The organism is Streptomyces sp. NPDC005281 (assembly GCF_040607495.1).
Taxonomy (GTDB): Bacteria; Actinomycetota; Actinomycetes; order Streptomycetales; family Streptomycetaceae; genus Streptomyces.
In genome coordinates, this window is sequence record NZ_JBEXGX010000001.1 from 381795 (window position 1) to 405909 (window position 24115).

The window sequence follows — 24115 nt, forward strand, 5'->3', positions numbered from 1 at the left end:
GCTCAGCCGAGCGTCTCCTCCACGATCGTCCCCCACTGCTCCACGACCCGCTCCCGGCGCGCGGTGTCGTCGGTGAGCAGGTTCGCGAGGCCGAGACCGCGTGCCATGTCGAGCAGGCCCTGCACCGTCTCGCGCACCCCGGGCCGGGATTCGTCGGCGCCCAGCAGGTCGACCGCGATGCGGTGGCTCTCACGGCCCACCCGGCCTTCGAGCTCGGTGACCCGCGCGCGGAGCTGGTCCTCGTTCGAGGCCGCGACCCACAGATGGAGGGCGGCGCGGAACAGCGGCCCGGTGTAGAGGGCGACGAGGGCGGCGACGACGGCACGCCGGTCGGCGGGGCCGTCGGGGAACAGGTCCCGCAGGGCGCTGGAGCGTTCCTCGGCGACGTACTCGACCGCCGCGGTGAAGAGGTCCTCGCGGGTGGGGAAGTGGTGCTGGGCGGCGCCCCGGGACACCCCGGCGCGCTCGGCGACGACGGAGACGGTGGAGCCCGCCCAGCCGTGCTCGGCGAGGCAGGCCACGGCGGCGGCCAGGAGCCGCTGCCGGGTGGCCCGGCTGCGGTCCTGTTTGGGGACGTGCGGAGTACGTGCCGCGTGTTCCGTCGCGCTCACACCACCCATGCGGGATCCCGTCGTTCGAGGAAGGCCGTCATCCCCTCGCGGGCCTGTGCGGAGGAGAACAGCCGGGCCGAGAGCGCGGTCAGGTCCGCCGCGTCCCGGTCGAAGGTCTCCAGCACCTTAGCCGTGAGCAGCGCCTTCGTCTCGGCGAGGGCTTCGGGGGCGGCCCGGCGCAGCCCGTCGAGCACGGGTGCGAGTACGGCGTCCACGTCGTCCCCGGCCGCCGTGAGGAGCCCGGCGCGTACCGCCTCGGCGGCGTCGAAGCGCTCGCCGGTGAGGTAGTACCGGGCGAGTGCGCGCGGGTCGGTGCGGGGCAGCAGCGGGAGCGAGATGACGGCGGGGGCGACCCCGATCCGTACCTCGGTGAAGGCGAAGCTCGCCGCCGGGCCGGCCACCGCGATGTCGCAGGCCCCGAGCAGCCCGAGGCCGCCCGCCCTGACGTGTCCGCTCACCCGGGCCACGACGGGCCTCGGCAGCTCGACGATCTGCCGCAGCAGGCCGACGAAGGCGTCCGGACCGGGCGGGTCGCGCAGGTCGGCGCCCGCGCTGAAGGTGTTCCCGGTGTGGGTCAGGACGACCGCGCGTACGCCGTCGTCCTTGCCGCAGCGGGTGAGCGCGTCGGACAGCTCGCCCACGAGGACGGCCGACAGGGCGTTGCGGGTGTCCGGCGAGTCCAGGGTGAGGGTGGTGACGGCGCGCTCGTGCGCCGTGCGGACGACGGTCATGACAGGCCTCGCAGTTCGCGGCGCAGGATCTTCCCGGAGACCGCCCTCGGGACCGTTTCGATGAAGGTGACGAGACGGACCCGTTTGTACGGGGCGACGCGCTCGGCGACGTACATCATCACCTCCGCCTCGGAGAGACCGGCCGCGGAGGGCTGGCGCACCACGAAGGCGTGCGGGACCTCGTTGTTGTCCTCGTTGTAGGCACCGATCACGGCGGCGTCGGCGATGCCGGGGTGGGTGAGCAGCAGTGCCTCCAGTTCGGCGGGGGCGACCTGGAAGCCCTTGTACTTGATGAGTTCCTTGACGCGGTCCACGACGAACAGCCAGCCGTCCTCGTCCACCTGGCCGACGTCCCCGGTGTGCAGCCAGCCGTCCGGGTCGATCATCGCTGCGGTCGCGTCGGGCCGGCCCAGATAGCCCTTCATGACCTGGGGCCCCCGGACGACGATCTCGCCGCGCTCTCCCGGCCCGAGGTCCCTGTCCGGGTCGTCGAGGGAGACGATGCGCATCTCCGTGCCCGCGACGAGCTTGCCGACCGTCCCCGGGGGCGGGTTCTCGGCGTCCAGCGGGACGACGTGCGTACCGGGCGACAGCTCGGTCATGCCGTACGCCTGGCCCACCGGCGGCAGCCCCAGCCGGGCCGAACAGGCGGCCGCCAGCGCGGCGTCCAGGGGCGCGGCGGAACAGACGATGTACTTCAGCGACGACAGGTCGTACTTCGCGACGGCGGGGTGCTTGGCGAGGGCCAGGACGATCGGCGGCGCCACGTACAGGCCGGTGATGCGGTGTTCCTGGATGGCGCCGAGGAAGGTGTCGAGGTCGAAGCGGGGCAGCACGACCACGGTCGCGCCCTGCCGCAGCGGCGCGTTCATCAGGGCGGTGAGCCCGTAGATGTGGAAGAACGGCAGCACGGCGAGGATGCGGTCGTCCGGTCCCATCGGCATGGCGGGCGAGAGCTGGGCGAGGTTCGTGGCTATGGAGCGGTGGGTGAGCATCACGCCCTTGGGGACACCGGTGGTGCCCGAGGAGTACGGGAGCGCCGCCACGTCCTCGACGGGATCGATGCCGACCTGCGGTTCGGGCGCGGTGCTGCCGAGCAGGCCGAGCACGGACCGGTGGCCCTCCGCCTGGTCGCAGACGAGGATCTCCCTTATGCCGCCCGCGAGTTCGGCGGCGTGGCGGGCCACCTCCAGCAGGGGCGAGACGGTCACGATCCAGCGGGCCGAGGAGTCCCGCAGCTGCTTGGCGAACTCCTCCGCCGTGGCGAGCGGGTGCACGGTGGTGACCGACGCCCCCGCCCGCGTGGCCCCGTAGAAGACCACGGGGAAGGCGATGGTGTTGGGGCTGTGCAGGGCGAGCACGTCGCCCTTGCGCAGCCCCGCCTCGGCGAACGCGGCGGCCAGCCGCCGGTGGTACTGGTCTACCTGGGCGTAGCTGAGGGTGGTGCCGTCGACGCCGTCGACGAGCGCGGGTGCCTCGCCGCGCTCGGCCGCGCGGCCGAGGACGGCGTCGTGGATGGGTTCCTCGACGGCCGGTACATCTGCGTACTCGCTGCGGAACACGGTTCCTCCTAGAGCGCTCAGTACGACTTGGGCAGACCCAGGGTCTGGTGGGAGACGTAGTTGAGAATCATCTCCCTGCTGACCGGTGCGATACGAGACACGCGCGCCGCCGTGATCAGGGAGGCGAGGCCGAACTCCCGGGTGAGGCCGTTGCCTCCGAGGGTGTGCACGGCCTGGTCGACGGCCCGTACACAGGCCTCTCCGGCCGCGTACTTGGCCATGTTGGCCGCCTCGCCCGCCGCGATGTCGTCGCCCGCGTCGTAGAGGTACGCGGCCTTCTGCATCATCAGCCGGGCCAGTTCGAGCTCGATGTGGGCCTGTGCGAGAGGGTGGGCGATGGCCTGGTGGGCACCGATCGGCGCCTTCCAGACGGTCCGTTCCCGTGCGTACTCGACGGCCCTGGCGAGCGCGAACCGGCCCATGCCGATCGCGAACGCGGCCGTCATCACCCGCTCCGGGTTGAGCCCGGCGAAGAGTTGCAGCAGTCCCGCGTCCTCGTCGCCGACCAGAGCGTCGGCGGGCAGCCGCACCTCGTCCAGGGTGAGCTCGAACTGCTTCTCCGCGCTGGCCAGTTCCATGTCGATCTGGCGCCGGCCGAAGCCCTCGGCGTCACGCGGGACGATGAACAGGCAGGGCTTGAGGCTGCCGGTGCGCGCGTCCTCCGTGCGGCCCACGATGAGCGTCGCGTCGGCGATGTCGACGCCGGAGATGAACACCTTGCGGCCGTTCAGCACCCAGTCGGCGCCGTCGCGGCGGGCCGTGGTGGTGATGCGGTGCGAGTTGGAGCCGGCGTCGGGCTCGGTGATGCCGAACGCCATCGTGCGGGTGCCGTCCGACAGGCCGGGCAGCCAGGTCCGCTTCTGCTCCTCGGTGCCGAAACGGGCGATGACCGTGCCGCAGATGGCGGGCGAGACGACGAGCATCAGCAGCGGACAGCCCGCCGCGCCCAACTCCTCCAGCACGATGGACAGTTCGGCGATGCCACCGCCTCCGCCGCCGTACTCCTCGGGGAGGTTCACCCCGAGATAGCCGAGCTTGCCCGCCTCGGCCCAGAGCTCGTCGGGGTGACCGCCCGCGGCGACCGCCCTGGTGAGGTACTCGCGCCCGTAGCGCTTGCCGAGAGCGGCGACCGCGGAACGGAGCGCCTTGTGTTCGTCGGTCTCTGTGACAGGGCTCATGAGGGCTCCTCGGTACGGAGAAGTACGGAAAATAGGGCCTGTACGTAGCTGTCGGACCCGCGCGGCGGACACCCGCGCGGTGCTGCGGCCGAACACCCCGGAGCCAGGTGCCCCGGAGCCGGATGCCTCGGAGCCGGACGCCCCGGAGCCGGGTGCCCGATCACCGGGCGTCGTCCGCCGGTGCTTCGGCGGGCTCCGTTTCCTCCCGTACGACGGCGAGCAGCGCGCCCACCTCCACCTGCTGTCCGACGACGGCGTGCAGAGCGGTGAGCGTCCCCGCCGCCGGAGCCGAGATCCTGTGCTCCATCTTCATCGCCTCCAGCCAGAGCAGCGGCTCCCCGGCCCGCACGGCCGCACCCTCGGCCAGCCCCTCGGCCACCCGGACCACGGTGCCGGGCATCGGCGCGAGCAGCGAACCGGGGGCCCGGTCCGCGGTCGGATCGGGGAAGCGGGGGAGCTCGGTCAGCGCGGCCGCGTTCACGAAGACCTGCCCGCCGGCGTACCGCGCGACCTCGAACGTCCGCCGTACACCGGCCACTTCGAGGACGACGCGGCCCGCGTCGACGTGCACCACACGCACTCCGTCGGCCGCGAGCCCCTCGCGCGTGTGCCGGTAGGCGGCCTCGTGCTCGGTGCCGTGCATCCGGTAGCGCTTGGTCTGCGGCTGCGAGGCCAGGTTCCGCCAGCCGCCGAACCGCGAACGCCCGTGCGCGTCGGCCAGGGCGGCGGCCAGCGGGGCGTACGGGTCGGGGGCGGGCTCGGTCAGCGCGGCGAGGTGGCGTCCGTAGAAGCCCGTGTCCATCCGGGCCCCGGCGAACTCCTCGTGCCGCAGCGACCGTACGAGCAGATCCCGGTTGGTGACCGGGCCGTGGACCGTGGCCCGCTCCAGGGCGCCGGCCAGTTTCCGCACGGCCTCCGCACGCGTGGCGCCGTGCGCGACGACCTTGGCGAGCATCGGGTCGTAGTGGACGGAGACGGAATCCCCGTCGGTGAAGCCCGTGTCCAGCCGGACGCCGTCCGGGACGGCGATCCTGTGCAGGATGCCCGTCTGCGGCGCCCAGCCGCCCGCCGGGTCCTCCGCGTACAGCCGGGCCTCCACCGCATGGCCGCGCTCGGGCGGCGGCTCGCCCTCCAGCCGCTCCCCCTCCGCGACCCGCAGTTGCAGGGCCACCAGGTCGACCCCGAACACCGCCTCCGTCACCGGGTGTTCGACCTGGAGGCGGGTGTTCATCTCCAGGAAGTGCGCGGTGCCGTCGGCGACCAGGAACTCGACCGTGCCGGCGCCGACGTAGTCCACGGCCCGGGCGGCGCGCACCGACAACTCGTACAGCGTGCGCGTGAGTTCGTCGCCGAGTCCGGGAGCCGGCGCCTCCTCGATCACCTTCTGGTGGCGGCGCTGGAGGGAGCAGTCACGGGTGCCCAGCGGCCAGACCGTGCCGTGCGCGTCGGCCAGGATCTGCACCTCGACGTGCCGGCCGCCCTCCACGTACGGCTCGACGAACACCTCGCCGTCCCCGAAGGCGCTCAGGGCCTCCGCCCGGGCCGCCTCCAACTCGGCGTCCAGGTCGGCCAGTTCGCGGACGATCCGCATCCCGCGTCCGCCGCCGCCCGACGCGGCCTTGACCAGCACCGGCAGGTCCTTCGCGGTGACCCGCTCCAGGGGCGCGAGCCCCATCAGCTTCTTGGCCCGGGTCTTGGACGCCATCGCCTCGATCGCCTCGGGAGACGGACCGACCCACACAAGACCCGCGTCGATCACCGCCCGTGCGAACCCGGCGTTCTCCGACAGGAACCCGTACCCCGGGTGCACGGCGTCCGCGCCCGCGTCCAGCGCGGCCCGCACGATCAGGTCGCCCCGCAGATACGTCTCGGCGGGGGTCGCGCCCGGCAGCCGCACCGCCGCGTCCGCCTCCCGCGTGTGCAGGGCGTTCTCGTCGGCGTCCGAATACACCGCGACGGTACGCACCCCGGCCTCGCGGCAGGTGCGGAAGACCCGGCAGGCGATCTCGCCCCGGTTGGCGACCAGCAGACTCGAAATCATGTGATCCCTCACATCCGGAAGACGCCGAAGCCACCGCGCGCGCCCTCGAAGGGCGCCGTGTGGATCGCGGACAGGCACAGGCCGAGGACGGTGCGGGTGTCGCGCGGGTCGATGACCCCGTCGTCGTACAGCCGCCCGGACAGGAACATCGGCAGCGACTCGGACTCGATCTGCTGCTCCACCATGGCGCGCAGCGCCGCGTCGGCGTCGTCGTCGTAGGGGTGCCCCTTGGCGGCGGCCGACTGGCGGGCGACGATCGACAGGACGCCCGCGAGCTGCTGCGGGCCCATCACGGCCGATTTGGCGCTGGGCCAGGCGAACAGGAAGCGCGGGTCGTAGGCGCGCCCGCACATCCCGTAGTGGCCGGCTCCGTAGGAGGCGCCCATGAGCACCGACAGATGCGGGACCCGCGAGTTGCTCACCGCGTTGATCATCATCGCGCCGTGCTTGATGATGCCGCCCTGCTCGTACTCCTTGCCGACCATGTAGCCGGTGGTGTTGTGCAGGAAGAGCAGCGGGATGTCGCGCTGGTTGGCCAACTGGATGAACTGGGCGGCCTTCTGGGACTCGGCGCTGAACAGCACGCCCTGGGCGTTGGCGAGGATGCCGACCGGGTAGCCGTGCAGGCTCGCCCAGCCGGTGGTCAGGCTCGTCCCGTACAGCGGCTTGAACTCGTCGAAGTCCGAGTCGTCGACGATCCGGGCGATCACCTCGCGCGGGTCGAACGGATGCCTGAGATCCCCCGGGACGATGCCCAGGAGCTCGTCCTCGTCGTACTTGGGGGGCGCGGCCGGGGCCGGATCGCCGTGCGCCTTGCGGTGGTTGAGCCGGGCGACGACCCGCCGGGCCTGGCGGAGCGCGTCCCGCTCGTCGACGGCGAAGTAGTCCGCGAGGCCCGAGACGCGGGCGTGCATCTCGGCGCCGCCCAGCGACTCGTCGTCGCTCTCCTCGCCGGTGGCCATCTTCACCAGCGGCGGACCGCCGAGGAAGACCTTCGCCTTCTCCTTGACCATGATCACGTGGTCGGACATGCCGGGGACGTACGCGCCTCCGGCGGTCGAGTTCCCGAACACCACGGCCACCGTGGGGATCCCGGCCGCCGACAGCCGGGTGAGATCACGGAAGATCGCGCCCCCGGGGATGAAGATCTCCTTCTGGGAGGGCAGATCCGCGCCGCCCGACTCGACCAGGCTGATGCAGGGCAGCCGGTTGGCGAGCGCGATGTCGTTGGCCCGCAGCGCCTTCTTCAGGCTCCAGGGGTTGCTGGCGCCGCCGCGCACGGTCGGGTCGTTGGCGGTGATCAGGCACTCGACACCCTCGACCACCCCGATGCCGGTGACCAGGGACGCGCCGACGGCGTAGTCGCTGCCCCAGGCGGCCAGCGGGGACAGCTCCAGGAACGGGGTGTCCGGGTCGAGGAGCAGCTCGATGCGCTCGCGGGCGAGCAGCTTGCCGCGCCCCCGGTGCCGCTCGACGTACTTCTCGCCGCCGCCCGCGAGGGCCTTGGCGTGCTCGGTGTCCAGGTCGGCGAGCTTGGCGAGCATGACCTCGCGGTTGGCCCGGTAGTCCTGGCCGCCCACGTCCAGGGCGGACGAAAGGACCGTCATAGCAGGACCTCCGGAATATCCAGGTGACGGGAGCGGAGCCATTCGCCGAGGGCCTTGGCCTGCGGGTCGAAGCGGGCCTGGGAGGCGACGCCCTCGCCGAGGATCCCCTCGATCACGAAGTTCACGGCACGGAGACGGGGCAGGAGATGCCGGACGACCCTCAGCCCGTCGCTCTCCGGGATCAGCTGCCGGAAGCGGTCGGCCGTCAGCTCGTGGGCGAGCCAGCGCCAGGCCTCGTCGGTGCGGACCCAGACACCGACGTTGGCGTTGCCGCCCTTGTCACCGCTGCGGGCACCGGCGATCAGCCCGAGGGGGGCGCGGCGGGTGGGCCCGGCCGGAAGGGGCTCCGGGAGAGACGGCACGGGTGCGTCGTCGAGTACGAGGGTGTCCTGGGCCGGGATCACGGTGAGGCGGCTTCCGTCGTGGAGGACTGCCACATGGTCGACGGCGCCATGGGGAACGTACACATCCTCGAAGACCCCATAGGGAGCTCCCTTCCCAGGTGGCGCCAGCACATGGAATCCGGGGTAGCTGGCGAGCGCCAGCTCGATGGCGGCCCCGCTCAACGCACGCCCCACGGTGGACTGGTCGGGGTCGCGGACGACGAGCCGCAGCAGGGCGCTCGCCGTCTCCTCGGTGTCCGCGTCGGCCCGGTCGGTGCGCACCAGTTCCCATCGCACGTCCCCGGGCGGCGACTTGGCGAGCGCGTCGCCCATCTGCTCCCGCACCAGCGCGGCCTTGGCCTCGACGTCGAGTCCGGTCAGGACGAAGGTCACCTCGTTGCGGAAGCCGCCGAGCTTGTTGATGCCGACCTTGAGAGTGGGGGGCGGGGCCTCGCCGCGCACGCCCTCGATCCGCACCCGGTCCGGTCCTTCCTGGCTCAGCCGGGCGGTGTCCAGACGGGCGGTGACGTCGGGTCCCGCGTACCGGGCGCCCCCCGTCTCGTACAGCAGCTGTGCGGTGACCGTGCCGACGTCCACGAAGCCGCCGGTGCCGGGGTGCTTGGTGACGACGCAGCTGCCGTCCTCGTGGATCTCCGCGAGCGGGAAGCCGGGCCGGCGCACGTCGCCGGCGCCGAAGAAGGAGTAGTTGCCGCCGGTGGCCTGGGTTCCGCACTCCAGCACGTGCCCGGCGACGACCGCTCCCGCGAGCCGGTCGTAGTCCCCGGGCTGCCAGCCGAAGTGGGCGACGGCGGGCCCGGTGACCAGGGCCGCGTCGGTCACCCGCCCGGTGACCACGATGTCCGCGCCCGCCAGCAGGCACTCCGCGATACCGAAGCCGCCGAGGTAGGCGTGGGCGGCGAGACTGCCGATGGGGGTCCCCCCTGGTCGAGCGGAGTCGAGAGCTCGGGGGAGGTGCGCGGTGAGGTCGTCGCCCTCGACGTGGGCGACGCGCACCGGGATGCCGAGCCGGGCCGCCAGGGTGCGCACCCCGTCCGCGAGCCCGGCCGGGTTGAGGCCGCCGGCGTTCGTCACGATCTTCACGGACCGCTCGTGCGCCAGGCCGAGACAGTCCTCCAGCTGTCGCAGGAAGGTGCGGGCGTATCCGGCGGCGGGGTCCTTGAGCCGGTCCCGGCCCAGGATCAGCATGGTCAGCTCGGCGAGGTAGTCGCCGGTGAGGACGTCCAGTTCGCCGCCGGTGAGCATCTCGCGCATCGCGTCGAACCGGTCGCCGTAGAAGCCGGAGGCATTGCCGATGCGCAGCGTCACTCCGTCTCCCCCTTCGGCGGACGCCCGTCGCCGGCCGGACCCGCGAAGGCCTGGGCGATGTCGAGCCAGCGGTCGGCGTCGGGCCCCTCGGCCCGCACGGCGACGTCGGCGCGGTTCGCCCGCTGGGTGACCAGCAGACAGAAGTCGAGGGCGGGGGCGGTGACGCGCTGGGGGGCGTCCTCGGGACCGTAGGCCCAGGTGTCGCCGGAGGGCGCGATGATCTCCACCCGGAACTCCTCGGCGGGCGCGGCGAGGCCGTTCGCGCCGAAGGCGAAGTCCCTTGTGCGCACACCGATGCGGACCACATGCCGGAGCCGGTCGGTGGGGGTACGGACCACACCCAGGGCGTCGGCGACGTCCTGGCCGTGGGCCCAGGTCTCCATGAGGCGGCCGGTGGCCATGGAGGCGCCGGACATGGGCGGGCCGTACCAGGGGAAGCGGGTGCCCGGCACGGACGCGCGCAGGGCGCGGTCCAGCGCGGCGCGCCCCGTGCGCCAGCGCGTCAGCAGTTCCGCGGACGGGAGCCTGGCTCCTTCGTCGGCTCCGTCGTCCACGAAGGATTCAGGTGCCGCGAGGGCCTTCTCGACGAGGCCGCGGAACGCCTCGGCGTCCGTGACGGAGAGGAGGGCCGAGTGGTCGGTCCAGGCGAGGTGGGCGATCTGATGGGCGACGGTCCAGCCGGAGGCGGGCGTGGTGAGCGCCCACTGGGCCGGGCTCGACTCGGCCACGAGCCGGTCGAGTTCTTCGCTTTCGTCACGCAGATCGTCGAACACGGGCGTCGGATCGGACATGGGGGGGAGCATGCCAGCGGCCCCAGAAACAATCAAGCATGCTTGCATCAATTTCTTCTCCCGCGGCCCGCGGCACCGAAAACGCGAGGGCGCGAGGGCGCGAGGGCGCGAGGGCGCGAGGGCGCGAGGGCGCGAGGGCGCGAGGGCGCGAGGGCGCGAGGGCGCGAGGGCGCGAGGGCGCGAGGGCATCGAGAGCTTCACCTCGGTCGTTGGTCGAGAATTCCTCCCGCCGAGCCGTCACATCTCTCGTTCCGCGTCCGTCATACCGATGACGACACGAACCAGGGACGCAGAGGGAGACGTGAACATGAGCGAGACCAAGAAGATCGCGGTGGCCGGGGCGACCGGACGGCTCGGGCGGCAGGTCGTGGACGTGCTGACGGAGCGCGGACACTCCGTCGTGCCGATGTCCCGGGCGACCGGGGTCGACATCGTCACCGGCGCCGGACTGGCCGAGGCGCTGGAGGGTGTGGACATCGTGATCGACGCGGCCAGCACTCCCTCGCCCGACCGGCAGGTGGCCACGGAGTTCTTCACGGCCGCGGCCCGCAATCTGCACGAGGCCGGACAGAAGGCCGGGGTCGGCCGGATGGTGGTCGTGTCGATCATCGGCATCGACGCCTCGGTCGCCGGCTACAACGCGGCCAAGCTGGAGCACGAGCGCGCGGTGCTGGCCGGGCCGGTGCCGGTGCGGGTGCTGCGGGCGGCGCAGTTCCACGAGTTCGTGGAGCAGCTGGCTCAGTGGGGGCGGCAGGGCGACACGGTCCACGTACCGAAGATGCGCACCCAGCTGGTCGCGGCGCGGGCCGTGGCGGAGGCGCTCGTGGACCTGGCGGAGGCCGAGGAGGCGCCGGGGGCGCGGGCCCCGTTCCCGGAGGTGGCCGGTCCGCTCGAGGAGAGCCTGGAGGAGGCGGCGCGGCTGCTGATGGCCCGCCGGGACCCGGCCGTGAAGGTGGTCGCCGTGAGCGACCCGGGCAACCCGGAGCGGGACCTTTTCGAGAACGGCGGCCTGCTCCCGGGCCCGGACGCCCGGCTCACGGGCCCGTCGTTCGCGGAGTGGCTGAAAACGGCGTCCTGAGGCGTGCGCGCGACGGGGCCCCAGGGTGCGCCGCACCGCGCGGGGCCTCAGGGGGCGTCGACCGGGACGACCGGGACGGCGGCCTTCCCCCGCCCCACCTGGGTCCGCACCGCGCCCATGCTCGCGCCGATGACCAGGGCGATCGCGGCCGCCTGGATGGCGGACAGGGACTGGTGGAGGATGAGGAAGCCCGCTGTCGCGGCGATGGCCGGCTCCAGGCTCATGAGGATCGCGAAGGTGGAGGCGGGCAGGCGGCGCAGGGCGAGGAGTTCGAGCGTGTAGGGCAGGACCGAGGAGAGGACCGCCACCGCCGAGCCGAGGGCCACCGTGGTCGGGTCGAGGAGCCGGGTGCCGGACGAGACGATCCCGATCGGCAGGAACAGCAGCGCGGCCACCGCCATGGCCAGCGCCAGGCCGTCGGCCTGTGGGAACCGTCGGCCCGTACGGGCGCTGAAGAGGATGTACGCCGCCCACATCGCGCCCGCCCCGAGCGCGAAGGCCACGCCCGCCGGGTCCAGGCCACCGAATCCTCCGCCGCTCAGCAGGAAGACGCCGCACAGCGCGAGGCCCGCCCAGACGGCGTTGACCGCGCGGCGGGAGGCCAGCACCGAGAGGGCGAGGGGGCCGAGCACCTCCAGGGTGACGGCGGCGCCGAGGGGGATGCGCGCGGCCGACTCGTAGAAGAGGCCGTTCATCGCGCCCATGGCGATGCCGAAGACGGCGACCGTCCCCCAGTCGGCGCGCGAGTGGCCGCGCAGCCGGGGGCGGCAGACCACGAGCAGGATCACCGCGGCGGCGAGCAGGCGCAGCGTCACCACGCCGAGCGCGCCGGCCCTCGGCATGAGGGTCACCGCGAGGGCGCCGCCGAACTGGACCGAGATCCCTCCGGCCAGCACCAGCCCGACGGGCCCGAGGCGTCCGGGCGCGGCGCCCTCGGACACGGGGACGTGGTCCGTCCCGGCGACGGGCGAGGACGACGAGGTGGTGGCGCTGGGGGTGCTCACGGGCGGTCCTGGGGCTGGCTCGGTCGGGTGTTCATCACGATGCACTACCGAGTCCAGGGTAGTGGACTTCGTCAGGAGTGTGAACCGCTTATGTAGCTGTCCTGGATGCTGAGACTCAGCTGCCCTGCCATGGATTCTCGTCGCGGAACAGCGGGCGGCCGTCCGGGAACGCGGCGGGAACGGTTCCGTGGGAGTCGGGGGCCGGCGGGGTCCGGAATCCGGCGGCGGGGTACGGCTCGGGCGAACCGCCACCGCCCTGCCCGGCGGCGTACGAGTACGCGTACTCGGGGGCGTACGCGTACTGGGGGACGGACCCGTAGTCGGGGGCGTAGCCATAGTCGGGTGTGTGTACGTCTGGCGTGTGCGTGTAATCGGGTGCGTGCGCGTCGGGCCTGTGCGCGTACTCGGATGCGTGCGCGTCGGGCCTGTGCGCGTACGGCGGTGCTCCCTGGTCCTGCCCGAACAGTGGCAGCCGCAGCTCGGCGGTGTCCGTCATGGCGTTGTTCTGCGAGCGGTGCAGCCGAGCGTAGGCCCCGCCCCGGGCCAGGAGTTCCTCGTGGCGGCCCGTCTCGACGATCCGGCCGCGGTCGACGACGAGGATGCGGTCGGCGTCGGGGGCGAGGTTGAGGTCGTGGGTGATCATGATGGTCGTACGGCCCGCCATCAGCCGGCGCAGCGGCTTGACCACCCGGCGCGCGGCGATGGCGTCCAGGCCCGTCGTCGGCTCGTCCAGGACCAGGACCGGGGCGTCGCGCAGGATCGCGCGGGCGATGGCGAGGCGCTGGAGCTGGCCACCGGACAGCCGGGCCGAGTTGGGGTCGACCCTGGTGTCGTAGCCGTCGGGCAGCCGCTCGATGAAGTCGTGCGCGTCGGCCGCCCGGGCCGCCTCGACGATCGCCCGCTCGCTGGCGCCGGGGCGGCCGCAGGCGATGTTCGCGCGGACGGTGTCGTGCAGGACGAGGGTCTCCTGCGGGAGCAGGGTGACGTACTCGCGCAGCCGGGCCAGCGGGAAGTCCCGCAGCGGTACGCCGTCCAGGAGCACCTCGCCCGCGTCGGGGTCGTAGAAGCGCAGGAGGAGCTTGGACACCGTGGACTTGCCCGCGCCGCTCGGGCCGGTGATGATCACGAGCTCACCGGGGGCGACCGTGAAGGAGAGGCCCTCGAGCGCCGGGCTCTCGGCGCCCGGGTAGCCGAACACCACGTCCCTGACCTCCACCGTGCCGTCGGGGCGGCCGGTCTCCGTGGCGTGCCGGGGGTCGCTCACCGCCGGAGCGACGTCGAGGATCTCGATGAGCCGCTCGGCGCCCGCCGTGGCCGCCGTGACCGTGAGGCCGAGCTGGGCGAGTCCGCGCACGGGCGGATAGAGATAGCCGAGGAAGGCCGAGAAGGCGAGCAGCTGGCCGAGGGTCATGCGGCCGGTGGAGATCTCCCAGGCGCCGATGCCGATCACCGCGAGGACGCACACCGTCTCGATGACCTGGACCAGCTGCTCGTACGCCTCGTTGAGGCGCGTCGAGCGCACGGAGGCCCGGAACCAGGCGTTCGCCTCCTCGCCCAGCCGGCGGCGCTCCGCGTCCCGGCGGTCGTAGGCCTGCGTCAGCACGATGTTGCCGAGCGACTCCTCGACGACGGAGGTGATCGCGCCGTCGGCGACCCGTCCCGCGCGCGAGACGTCCTTGATGGAGCCGGAGAACCGGCGGGCCGCCAGCCAGAACAGGGGGGCGAGGACGAAGGTGGCGGCGGCCAGGTCCCAGCGCAGCCAGAAGGCGGCGGCCGCGTAGAAGAGCGCGCTGAAGACGGCCGAGGCGGCACCCACAAGACCGGACACGACCATCGTCTCGATCGCCTCGACGTCACCGGTCAGGCGGGAGAGCAGATCGCCCTGGCGGTGGCGCTGGAAGAAGTGCGGGGGCAGCCGCTGCACATGGTCGAAGACATGCTCGCGCAGCCGCATCACGAAGCGCTCGGTCGCCCAGGCGGCCAGGGAGTTTCCCGCGTACGCGACGATCGCGCCGACGACGGCGATGCCCAGCCACTTGGCGGCCGGACTCCAGAACGCGTCGAGGGAACCCTTCCGCAGGGCGTGGTCGGTGAGGTCGCCGAAGAGCAGGATCGCCTCGGTCTCGGCCAGCGCGGCGATCACCGTGCACAGCCAGACGATCAGCAGCGGGCGGCGCAGTCCCTTGGTCAGCGGCCAGAAACGGCGAAAGGCCGTGCGGGCCGAAATGGCCGGGGTCCCCTCGTATTCGAGTTCCGCATTCCTGCTCCCGCCATCACCCATTTCGCATTCCCCTCGCCATTCCTTCGCCGAAATCCGATCGCCATGTGAATTCGGAAACGCTGGAGGGGGCCGACGGCGCACCATCGGCCCCCTCGTCCGGTCAGCGGCGGATCAGCCGTCCTGGCCGGGCAGCGGCTTGGGCAGCGGCTTGTGCGCCCGCTTCTTCGGCTTCGGCGGCGGGGGCGGGGGAAGCTGCTTCGACTTGGGCTTGGGGGGCAGCGGGGCAAGCTTCCTGAAACTCATTCCGACTCCTGGTGTTTGTCAGTCCATTGGTCCGAGAATTCCGCGTCCGGCTCCCGATACCAACGAACCTACACGCACCCCCGCGCCCCACAACGGCAAAAATGGCAAAGGACCGCTGTGAATACCCTGGGGAAAGCTGGGTGTTTCCGTGGTCCGCTGAGAATTTCTTCAGCGCCGGGACATGTAGACGTCCAGCGCCTTGTGCAGCAGCCGGTTGATGGGGAAGTCCCACTCGCCGAGGTACTCCGCGGCCTCGCCGCCCGCGCCCGCCTTGAAGCGCAGGAGGCCGACGAGGTGGTCGCTCTCGTCGAGGGTGTCGGTGATCCCGCGGAAGTCGTAGACGGCGGCGCCCAGCGCGTGGGCGTCGGCCATCATCCGCCACTGGATGGCGTTGTTGGGCTGGACCTCGCGCTTACGGCCGGTGGAGGCGCCGTAGGAGTACCAGACGTGGCTGCCGACGGTCAGCATGGTGGCCGCGGCGAGGACGTCGCCCTCGTGGCGGGCGAGATACAGCCGCATGCGGTCGGGGTCCTCGGCCGTCAGCGAGGTCCACATCCGCTGGAAGTAGGGCAGCGGGCGCGGGATGAAGCGGTCGCGTTCCGCCGTCTCCGCGTAGAGCTCGTAGAACGCGGGCAGGTCGTCGTAGCCGCCCCGGACCACCTCGACGCCGGCCTTCTCGGCCTTCTTGATGTTGCGCCGCCACTGCTGGTTGAGGCCCCTGTGGATCTCCTCAAGGGACCGTCCGGCGAACGGGACCTGGAAGACGTAGCGCGGCTGCCCGGCGGCGAAGCCGTCCTCGCCGCCCGGCTCGGTGCGCTGCCAGCCCATGCCCCGCAGCCGCTCGGCGATCCCGGCGGCGCCCGGCTCGTACGAGGTCGCCGTCACCTCGCCGAGGCGCCGCGCCGCCGGGTCGGCGATGGCCGTCTTGACCGTGTCCGCGCTCCAGCGGCGGGTGACCACGGGCGGGCCCATCTTCACGGTGAACGCGCCGCGCGACTTCAGATGCGCCACCATCGGCCGCAGCCAGCGTTCGACGAGGTCCGGGGCGTGCCAGTCGATGACGGGGCCCTCGGGCAGATACGCGAGGTACCGCTTGAGCTTCGGCAGCGGGCGCAGCAGTACGAGGCCGGCCCCCTGGAGGCGGCCGTCCGCGTCGAACCAGCCGAGGCTCTCCGCCCGCCAGTCGGGCTTCACGTCCCCCCAGGACGGCACCTGCATATGGCTGGCCGAGGGCCGCGAACGCACGAACGCCAGGTGTTCGTCACGGGTGATCGCCTTCAGTCGGAGGGTCATGCTGCGTCGCTCCTCGAAGTCCTTCGGCCGGTGAAATCCCAGCGTACTTACGCGATTCCCGCGGACCCGTCCTTCGGCGGCGCGTTCTCCAGCGCCTCGGCCAGTACCTCCGCCAGGTGGCGGCCCCGGCTGCCGGAGAGCTGGGCCAGCTGGGTGCGGCAGGAGAAACCGTCGGCGAGGATCACCGCGCTGCTCCCGGCCGCCCGGACCGCCGGGAGCAGTTGTTCCTCCGCGCAGGCCCGCGACACCTCCTCGTGCCCCTTCTCGAAGCCGAAGTTGCCCGCGAGGCCGCAGCAGCCGCCCGCGAGGGTGCCGGTCAGGCCCGCCGCGTCACGCAGCCGGCGTTCGGCTCCGTCGCCGAGGACCGCGTGCTGATGGCAGTGCGTCTGGCCGGCCGCCGGACGGTCCAGGCGGGGCGGCGTCCAGTCGGGCGCGTACCGCTCCAGTGCCTGCGCGAAGGTGGTCACCGCCGCCGCCAGCCGCGCCGCGCGCGGGTCGCCCGGCAGCAGCTCGGGCAGGTCCGTGCGCAGGGCAGCGGCGCAGCTCGGCTCCAGCACGACGACCGGGACGCCGTCCATGGCGAGGTAGGGCTCCATGAGGTCCAGGGTGCGGCTCAGGACGGCGCGAGCGCGGTCGAGCTGGCCGGTGGAGACGTACGTCAGTCCGCAGCAGACGCGGTGACGGCGGCGCGGGAGCAGGGAGGTGAGGCGGAGGGGTCCCTTGGTGACCCCGTCGCCGATGGGCCCGTGCCTCCACACCGTCGTCGGGGGCAGCAGTACGGCCAGTCCCGCGGCCTCCAGGACCCGTACGGCCGCGCGGCCGACGGAGGGTTCCAGGTGCTCGGTGAAGGTGTCCGGCCACAGGAGGACCGTCTTCCCGCCGAAGCCCGGGAACAGCCGGTCCGTGAGCGGCCTCGCCCCGTTCGCGCCGCCGCTCCCGCTCCCTGCCCCGCCGGGTCGCTCCGCCTCGCCCCGGCGCCGCTCGCGCACGTGCGCCCGCGCCCGGTCGCGGAACCGGGCCGACCACCACTGGCTGAACGTCCGCGGGGCCAGCCGTGGGATCTCCCGTCCGGGGGCGACACCGGCCAGGTGCTTGGCGACCGCGGCCAACGGGCGCAGGGACGCGAGGGAGTTGACGAGCCGGGCCGAGCGGGTGCGGGTCACCGCCGCGAGCCAGAAGGGGAGCCGTCCCAGGGCGTAGTGCGCGGCGGGACGGCGGCGGCCGGCGTAGTGGTGGTGGAGGAACTCCGCCTTGTAGGTGGCCATGTCGACGCCGACCGGGCAGTCGGACCTGCATCCCTTGCACGACAGACAGAGGTCGAGCGCGTCACGGACCTCCGTCGAGCGCCATCCGTCGGTGACGATCCCGCCGGCGAGCATCTCGTGCAGGAGCCTGGCCCGTCCGCGCGTGGAGTGCTCCTCCTCGCCGGTCGCCCGGAAGGAGGGGCACATGACGTCCGTGCCGCCCGGCACCGACTCCGTACGGCACTTGGCGACACCCACGCAGCGCCGCACCGCCGCCGAGAAGTCGCCGCCGTCCGCCGGATAGCCGAACTCCACGTCCACCGGGCGGTGCGGCAGCACCGCGAACCTGAGGTTCTCGTCCAGCCGGTGCGGGCGCACGAGCATGCCGGGGTTGAGCAGGCCGGCCGGGTCCCAGAGGTCCTTGGCCCGTTCGAAGACGCGGACCATCTCCGCGCCGTACATGACCGGCAGCAGTTCGGCGCGCGCCTGCCCGTCGCCGTGCTCGCCGGACAGCGAGCCGCCGTGGGAGACGACGAGGTGGGCGGCCTCCTCGGAGAAGCGCCGGAAGCGGGCGACGCCCGCCGTGGAGATCAGGTCGAAGTCGATGCGTACGTGGACGCAGCCGTCGCCGAAGTGCCCGTACGGGGTGCCGTGCAGCCCGTGGGCCGCGAGCAGGGCCCGGAAGTCCCGCAGATACGCGCCGAGGCGGGCGGGCGGCACCGCGCAGTCCTCCCAGCCGGGCCAGGCCTCGCCGCCGAGCCCGCGGCCCCGGCCGGGCAGCGAGCCGCCTCCGGCGTACGGCATCCGGGTCGCCGTGCCGCTCGCGTCCTCCCGCAGCCGCCACAGCGCCCGCTGCCCCGCCGGGTCGGTGACCACCAGGGCGTCCCGTACGTCCGCCGCCCGCACGATCGCGTCCGCGGCCGCGCGTGCCTCGGCCGGCGTCGCGCCGCCCGTCTCCACGAACAGCCAGGCCCCGCCGCGCGGCAGCCCCGCGTCGGCGGGCACGAGATCGGCGGCCATCCCCTCCACGGTCAGCGGCCCGAGCGGCAGCAGACCGGCGGCGGCGTCCGCGGCGGCGCTCTCGTCGGGGTGGGCGAGGACGGCGAGCGCCGTCGCCCCGGGTGCCTCGACCAGTCGTACGACCGCCTCGGTGAGGATGCCCCAGGTGCCCTCGGAGCCGCAGAACGCGCGGGCCACGTCCGCGCCCCGCTCGGGCAGGAGCGCGTCGAGGGCGTACCCGGAGATCCGCCGCGGGAGGTCCGGGAAGCCGGTCCGCAGCAGCGCCAACTCGCCCTCGACCAGGGCCTGCAGGCCGTCCGGGGCGCCCTGCCAGCCGCGGCCGAGCCGGCGCGTGTCCCCGGCCGCGCCGACGACCGACAGCTCCCGCACGTTGTCCGCCGTGGTGCCCCAGGCGACCGAGTGGGAGCCGCAGGAGTTGTTGCCGATCATTCCGCCGAGGGTGCAGCGGCTGTGCGTGGAGGGGTCGGGACCGAAGCGCAGGCCGTGCGGGGCGGCGGCCTCCTGGAGGCGGTCGAGGACGGCACCGGGCTGGACGACGGCCGTGCGGGCCTCCGGGTCCAGCGCGAGGATCCGGTTCATGTGGCGGGTGAAGTCCAGGACGACGCCGGTGCCCGTGGCCTGTCCGGCGATCGAGGTGCCGCCGCCCCGCGCCACGACCGGCACCCCGTGTTCGCGGCACACGGCGAGAGTGGCGGCCACGTCGTCGGCGTCGCGCGGGGCCACCACACCGAGGGGTACGCGCCGGTAGTTGGAGGCGTCCATGGTGGTCAGCGCCCGTGCCGTCACGCCGAAGGAGACCTCGCCGCGCACGGCCCGCGCCAGCTCGGACCGAAGCCGGCCGGCAAGCCCTTCCGGCAGTCCTCCCGAGTGTCCTTCCGGCAGTCCTACAGGCTGCTCTCCCGACCGTCCGCCCGGCTGTCCTTGCGGCCGCCCTACAGGCTGCCCTTGCGGTCGCCCTCCCCGCTGTCCTTCCGGCTGCCCGTCGGGTCCTCGTTCCGGCCGTCCGCCCTGATCCGTCATGTCTCCAGGATGCCGCCGGGCACCGGCGGCGGCCCTCCGGAGATGCACCCGAAAGGCCCCGATATGCGGGGGCGATCATGAAACCGCTTTTCGAAGGCTCCCAATCGGATCACGAACTCTCATATAGTGACGGCGAGTTGAGCATCATGTGTCGCTTCTCGCCCAGGACCGACCGAGGACACGACCGAGGACACGTTCTCCCCCCAGGAACACGACCGAGGACCGATTGATGACCCCGCCCCTGCCCTCCGGCGAACGACCCACCCCGCGCGCCACGGCCAAAGCCGCGCTGACCGCCGCCGTCCCGGCCGCCGCCGCGGTGGTGGCCGCCGTCCTGCTGGCCCCCGAACCGGCCCGAGTGCCTCTCGCCTGGGGCACCGGCGCCGCCGCGCTACTGCTGTGCGTCGCCGTCACGGTGGCCGCCCACGCCGTACAGGCCAAGCGACTTGCCCTCCGGCGCCTCGACAGCGTGGCCAAGGACGCCGGCCGGCTGCTCCAGGAACGCGCCCGGCTGGCCGAGGAATTCGGCCGGGAACGGGCCCGGCTCGCCGACGAGGCCGCCCGTGAACGTGCCCGCACGGCCGAGGCCGCGGCCCAGGACCGGGTCCGTCTGACCGAGACGGCCGCCCGCGAACGCACGCGCCTCACCGAGGAGTTCGCCGAGGAGCGGAAGCTGCTCACCGGCGACCGCGACCGGCTCACCGAGCGCAACGCCGAACTCTCCGAGCGCAGCCGGCGGGCCGTCGGCGACCGCGCCGCCGCGATCTCGGCGACCGCCAACGCGGCCGGCCGTATGCAGGCGCTGTCCACCGGCATGCTGGCGGACCTGCGGGCCATGGAGGAGCGGCACTCCGACGAGGACGTCCTCGCCGACCTCCTCCACCTCGACCACCGCACCGCGCAGGCGGGCCGTCTCGCCGACTCCGTCGCCGTCCTGACGGGCGCGCGCTCGGGGCGCCGCTGGGCCCGCCCGATCGTCATGGAGTCCATCCTGCGCGGCGCCATGGGCCGCATCGGCGGCTACCAGCGGGTGCGTGTCCACTCCGCCAGCGAGGCCGCCGTCGCCGGGCACGCCGCCGAGGGCGTCATGCACGCGCTCGCCGAACTCCTCGACAACGCCGCCAACTTCTCGCCGCCCACCGCCGAAGTGCATGTGTACGTCGAGGAGGTCCCCGCGGGTGTCATCGTCTCCGTCGAGGACAGCGGCCTGGTCATGGGCGAGGTGCAGCTGCGGCGCGCCGAACGCGCCGTCTCCGGCGCGGTCGGGCCCCGGTCCGGTCTCGGCGGCCTGACCGGCACCCGCCTCGGCCTCTCCGTGGTCGGCCGGCTGGCCCGCAAGCACGGCCTGAAGGTGTCCTTCCGGCCCTCCGCCCGCGGCGGCACCGGTGTCCTGGTCCTGATCCCGCAGGACATCCTCACCCAGCCGAGCCTTCCCCATGTCGCGGCGCCGCTGACGACAGGCCCCGAGCCCGTCTCCTCGGCCCCGACCGGCGTCGACGGCCACACGTCGGCGCCGAGGTCCGCGGACGGCCGGGAACCGGCGGAGCCCGAGGGAGCGCCGGGTTCGCACGACTCCCTCGCACCCCAGGAATCAGCTGGGTCCCTCACATCTCCTGAATCCCTCGCGTCTCCCGGGTCCCACACACACCCCGCGTCTCCGGCATCCGGCGCGTCGTACGCCGCCGCCCGCGCGGCCGGCGACCTCGACCCGGACCCCGTCCCGACCCACGACTCGCCCCGGCACGAGCAGGGCCTCGCGCCCACCGGCGGCCTCCCCAAGCGCCGCCGCGGACGCACCCTCGCCCACGCCGAGCGCAGCCGCTCGCACGCCACGCCCCCGGCCGCCTCCGAACCCCGTACCGGCGACGACCCCAAGAACCGGTCGGCCGCCCGCTTCGGCACCTTCCGCCAGGCGGTTCGCGGCACCGCGACGGACACTCCCGGGGCCCCGGCGGCCGACGGTCCGCCCGAGGCCGAGGGCCCGGCACGGCCCGAGGACCACACACCCGCAGCCACCAGTTCCTCACCCACCCCCACGACCCCCGCCGCGCACTCGCTCCCGGAAGGCGACACCACCCCATGACCGGCACCCTCACCGCCGACGAGAAGCTCACCTGGCTCATCGAGAGCCTCCTTGAGCGCACCCCGGGCGCACGGCACGCGCTCGTGCTCTCCCGCGACGGACTGAAGCTGTGCCGCACCCCGGAACTGTCGGTCGACCAGGCCGACCAGCTCGCCGCCATCGCCGCCGGCATCCAGTCGCTGTCCCACGGCGCCTCCGTGGAGTTCGGCGACGGCAGCGGAGGCGTGCGCTCGGCGATGGCCGAGTTCTACGGAGGGGTGCTGTTCATCGTGGAGGCCGGCGACGGCGCGCACCTCGCCGTCGTCACCGCCGAGGACGCCGACGCCGGACTGGTGGGACACAACATGAGCGAACTGGTGGAACAACTCGGCGAGCACCTGACCTCGCCGCCCCGGTCGTCATGAGCCGTCCTGGCAGGGACGACGCGCCCGACCGGCTGTACACCCTCACCGGGGGGCGCACCCGGTCCGGCCCCGACACCCCCTTCGACCTCGTGACACTGGTGGTCGCCGAGTGCGATCCGGTGGCGGGCATGCAGTCCGAGCACTCCGCGATCCTGCGGATGTGCGAGCGGCCGACGGCGGTCGTGGAGATCGCGGCGGAGCTGAGGCTGCCGGTGTCGATCACCCGTGTCCTGCTCTCCGACCTGCTCTCCACGGGCCGGGTCAGCGCCCGTCACCCGCACACCACTGTTCCCTCCGGTCTTCCCGATCCCGACATCCTGGAGCAGGTGCTCGTTGGACTCCGTAACCTCTGACGCTCGTGCGCCGCTGTCCGCGTCCGCCGACAACGGCCTCAAGATCGTGATCGTGGGCGGCTTCGGTGTCGGCAAGACGACCCTCGTCCGCTCGGTCAGCGAGATACGTCCCCTCAACACCGAGGAGACGATGACGCAGGCCGGCGAGGCCGTCGACGACATCAGCGAGGTCCGCGGCAAGTCCGCGACCACCGTCGCCTTCGACTTCGGGCGCATCACGCTGGACACCCGCAACATCCTGTACCTGTTCGGCGCACCCGGGCAGGAGCGGTTCTGGTTCCTGTGGGACCGCCTGTTCTCCGGCACGCTCGGCGCGATCGTCCTCGTCGACACCCGTCGTATCGACGAGTCCTGGTACGCCATCGACCGGCTGGAGCACCACGGCACGCCGTTCATCGTGGCCTGCAACGACTTCGGCGGCCCCACGCACACCCCCGCCCAGATCCGCGAGGCCCTCGACCTCGACCCGCACGTACCGCTGCTCGACTGCGACGCCCGCTCCCGGGAGTCCAGCAAGCAGGTGCTGATCACGCTGGTCGAGCACCTCCAGTCCCTCTACGCCCGTCACGGCGCCGCAGCCGCGGAAGGCGCCCTTCAATCACCGGAGCCCGCGCTGTGACCCCCGCCTCCGCATCCGCGCCCGTCCCCCTCGGCGGGCCGCGGTTCCAGACCGAACCCGCCGAGCTTTACCGGGAGATGAGACGCGACCACGGTTCCGTCGTGCCGGTCGTCCTCGACGGCGGCATCCCGGCCTGGCTCGTGCTCGGCTACCGCGAACTGCACCAGGTCACCGGAGATCCGCAGCTGTTCAGCCGGGACTCGGAACTGTGGAGCCAGTGGGACCGCATCCCCGACGACTGGCCGCTGCTGCCGATGATCGGCCGCAGACAGCCCTCCATCCTCTACACCGTCGGCGAGCGCCACCGCGAGCGCGCCGCGATGATCAGCGACGCCCTCGAAGCCGTCGACCCCTTCGAACTGCGCTCCCAGGCCGAGAAGTTCGCCGACGAACTGATCGACTCGATCTGCCCCAAGGGCGAGACGGACCTCATCGGCGACTACGCGGCCCTGCTGCCCGTACGGGTCCTCGCGACGCTCTACGGCTTCGCCGACGAACAGGGCCCCGGCCTGGTCACCGCCCTGAACGACATGATCAACGGACGCGAGGGCGCGCTGGCCGGACAGCAGCATCTCGCCTCCTCCATGGCCGGGTTGATCGCCGCCCGCAAGGAGACGCCGGCCGACGACGTCGTCTCCCGGATGCTCGCGAACACCTCGGGCTTCGACGACATGGAGATCGTCCAGGACCTGATGGTCATGATGGCCGCCGGCCACCAGCCGACGGCCGACTGGATCGGCAACTCGCTGCGCCTGATGCTCACCGACGAGCGGTTCGCGGCCTCGCTGTTCGGCGGCCGGCACAGTGTCGCCGAGGCCATGAACGAAGTGCTGTGGGAGGACACCCCCACCCAGAACGTGGCCGGGCGCTGGGCCTCGCGCGACACCCAGCTCGGCGGCCGCCGGATCCGCGGCGGCGACCTGCTGCTGCTCGGTCTCCAGGGCGCCAACTCCGACCCCCAGGTCCGCACCGACAGTTCCGCGCTCACCGGCGGCAACAACGCCCACTTCTCCTTCGGCCACGGGGAGCACCGCTGCCCCTTCCCGGCCCAGGAGGTCGCCGAGGTCATCGCGCGGACCGGGATCGAGGTCGTCCTCGACCGGCTGCCCGACATCGACCTCGCGGCACCCGCCGAGTCGCTCACCCGGCGCCCCTCCCCGTGGCTGCGGGGCCTGAGCGAACTGCCCGTACGGTTCACGCCCGTACCCGTCCTCTGAGACACCGATTGCGCCCGGCCGGCACA

At 73.0% G+C, this 24115-nt stretch carries 19 protein-coding genes; 6 read left to right on the forward strand and 13 right to left on the reverse strand.

Going from position 1 to position 24115, the window contains the following annotated elements:
• Positions 1–2: 2 nt before the first annotated feature.
• The 8 genes from ABZV42_RS01630 to ABZV42_RS01665 all read right to left on the reverse strand — a co-directional run bounded on the left by ABZV42_RS01630 (position 3) and on the right by ABZV42_RS01665 (position 10230).
• A complete protein-coding gene (locus ABZV42_RS01630) occupies positions 3–620 on the reverse strand; it encodes a TetR/AcrR family transcriptional regulator (protein ID WP_355977677.1) in 618 nt (205 codons plus the stop codon).
• Positions 608–1342: an enoyl-CoA hydratase family protein gene (locus ABZV42_RS01635; protein WP_355977674.1), complete on the reverse strand. Its 735-nt coding sequence runs from the start codon at positions 1340–1342 to the stop codon at positions 608–610. The genes ABZV42_RS01630 and ABZV42_RS01635 overlap by 13 nt, the downstream gene beginning before the upstream one ends.
• Entirely contained in the window at positions 1339–2904 is a 1566-nt protein-coding gene (locus ABZV42_RS01640; protein WP_355977671.1) for a 4-coumarate--CoA ligase family protein, read from the reverse strand. Before ABZV42_RS01640 ends, ABZV42_RS01635 begins: the two co-directional genes overlap by 4 nt.
• Before the next feature lie 17 nt (positions 2905–2921).
• Positions 2922–4082, reverse strand: a complete 1161-nt coding sequence (locus ABZV42_RS01645; RefSeq protein ID WP_355977668.1) for an acyl-CoA dehydrogenase family protein — start codon at positions 4080–4082, stop codon at positions 2922–2924.
• A 160-nt stretch (positions 4083–4242) separates the two neighbouring features.
• Complete coding sequence (locus ABZV42_RS01650) at positions 4243–6123, reverse strand: biotin carboxylase N-terminal domain-containing protein (RefSeq protein ID WP_356050630.1); 1881 nt, start codon at positions 6121–6123, stop codon at positions 4243–4245.
• Positions 6124–6131: 8 nt separating this feature from the next.
• Positions 6132–7730, reverse strand: a complete 1599-nt coding sequence (locus ABZV42_RS01655; RefSeq protein WP_355977662.1) for a carboxyl transferase domain-containing protein — start codon at positions 7728–7730, stop codon at positions 6132–6134.
• The gene (locus tag ABZV42_RS01660) at positions 7727–9439 is read right to left on the reverse strand and encodes an acyclic terpene utilization AtuA family protein (protein ID WP_356050631.1); all 1713 of its coding nucleotides are present in this window, start codon (positions 9437–9439) and stop codon (positions 7727–7729) included. The genes ABZV42_RS01655 and ABZV42_RS01660 overlap by 4 nt, the downstream gene beginning before the upstream one ends.
• Positions 9436–10230: a TIGR03084 family metal-binding protein gene (locus ABZV42_RS01665; protein ID WP_356050632.1), complete on the reverse strand. Its 795-nt coding sequence runs from the start codon at positions 10228–10230 to the stop codon at positions 9436–9438. Before ABZV42_RS01665 ends, ABZV42_RS01660 begins: the two co-directional genes overlap by 4 nt.
• Positions 10231–10537: 307 nt before the next feature.
• Here ABZV42_RS01665 and ABZV42_RS01670 point away from each other — a divergent pair, with 307 nt between their 5' ends.
• Positions 10538–11308, forward strand: coding sequence for an NAD(P)H-binding protein (locus ABZV42_RS01670; RefSeq protein WP_356050633.1), 771 nt, complete (start codon positions 10538–10540; stop codon positions 11306–11308).
• 47 nt (positions 11309–11355) lie between these two features.
• Here ABZV42_RS01670 and ABZV42_RS01675 read toward each other — a convergent pair whose 3' ends face one another.
• The 5 genes from ABZV42_RS01675 to ABZV42_RS01695 form a co-directional block, all read right to left on the reverse strand.
• Positions 11356–12312: an EamA family transporter gene (locus ABZV42_RS01675; RefSeq protein ID WP_356050634.1), complete on the reverse strand. Its 957-nt coding sequence runs from the start codon at positions 12310–12312 to the stop codon at positions 11356–11358.
• Positions 12313–12427: 115 nt separating this feature from the next.
• Positions 12428–14593, reverse strand: a complete 2166-nt coding sequence (locus ABZV42_RS01680) for an ABC transporter ATP-binding protein (RefSeq protein WP_356050635.1) — start codon at positions 14591–14593, stop codon at positions 12428–12430.
• Between the two features lie 111 nt (positions 14594–14704).
• Positions 14705–14836 (reverse strand): hypothetical protein, encoded by a 132-nt coding sequence (locus ABZV42_RS01685; protein WP_355977648.1) that lies wholly within the window; start codon positions 14834–14836, stop codon positions 14705–14707.
• Between the two features lie 168 nt (positions 14837–15004).
• Entirely contained in the window at positions 15005–16129 is a 1125-nt protein-coding gene (locus ABZV42_RS01690; RefSeq protein WP_355977646.1) for a peptidoglycan bridge formation glycyltransferase FemA/FemB family protein, read from the reverse strand.
• Positions 16130–16176: 47 nt separating this feature from the next.
• A complete protein-coding gene (locus ABZV42_RS01695) occupies positions 16177–19203 on the reverse strand; it encodes an FAD-linked oxidase C-terminal domain-containing protein (RefSeq protein ID WP_356050636.1) in 3027 nt (1008 codons plus the stop codon).
• Positions 19204–19642: 439 nt separating this feature from the next.
• On the opposite strand from ABZV42_RS01695, the gene ABZV42_RS01700 reads away from it, so the two are divergent.
• From ABZV42_RS01700 to ABZV42_RS01720, 5 genes are read left to right on the forward strand one after another with little or no spacing between them, the layout of a single operon-like run.
• Positions 19643–21496, forward strand: coding sequence for an ATP-binding protein (locus tag ABZV42_RS01700; RefSeq protein WP_355977642.1), 1854 nt, complete (start codon positions 19643–19645; stop codon positions 21494–21496).
• On the forward strand, positions 21493–21900 hold the full coding sequence (locus tag ABZV42_RS01705; protein WP_355977640.1) for a roadblock/LC7 domain-containing protein: 408 nt from the start codon (positions 21493–21495) through the stop codon (positions 21898–21900). The genes ABZV42_RS01700 and ABZV42_RS01705 overlap by 4 nt, the downstream gene beginning before the upstream one ends.
• Entirely contained in the window at positions 21897–22253 is a 357-nt protein-coding gene (locus ABZV42_RS01710) for a DUF742 domain-containing protein (protein WP_355977638.1), read from the forward strand. Before ABZV42_RS01705 ends, ABZV42_RS01710 begins: the two co-directional genes overlap by 4 nt.
• A gap of 13 nt (positions 22254–22266) precedes the next feature.
• Positions 22267–22872: an ATP/GTP-binding protein gene (locus ABZV42_RS01715; protein WP_356050704.1), complete on the forward strand. Its 606-nt coding sequence runs from the start codon at positions 22267–22269 to the stop codon at positions 22870–22872.
• Complete coding sequence (locus ABZV42_RS01720) at positions 22869–24089, forward strand: cytochrome P450 (protein WP_355977634.1); 1221 nt, start codon at positions 22869–22871, stop codon at positions 24087–24089. The genes ABZV42_RS01715 and ABZV42_RS01720 overlap by 4 nt, the downstream gene beginning before the upstream one ends.
• The last annotated feature ends 26 nt before the right edge of the window (positions 24090–24115 follow it).